Consider the following 248-nt stretch of genomic DNA (forward strand, 5'->3'; position numbering starts at 1 on the left):
GTATTAATGATGCGTTGTATTACACCCACTTTAAATAAAGAGGGTGATAAAAACTTACTGGTTTTATTTATGCTGTCGGTAATTGCGATTGGCTTATTTTATGGTGCGGGTTTTTTCTACGGCGAGCGTACGCATATTTCAGTAATGGAATATTGGCGCTGGTGGATTGTGCATTTATGGGTAGAAGGTTTCTTTGAAGTATTTGCCACAACAGCACTGGCCTTTATATTTTTTAATATGGGTTTAGT

General features: G+C 37.1%; 1 pseudogene. It reads left to right on the forward strand.

What is annotated here, in order from left to right:
• Positions 1–248: pseudogene (locus AAEZ05_RS29625) on the forward strand (nitric-oxide reductase large subunit); the annotation flags it as partial.

Origin of the sequence: Pseudomonas sp. HY13-MNA-CIBAN-0226 (assembly GCF_040310305.1) — a bacterium.
GTDB classification, from domain to species: Bacteria; Pseudomonadota; Gammaproteobacteria; order Pseudomonadales; family Pseudomonadaceae; genus Aquipseudomonas; species Aquipseudomonas gregormendelii.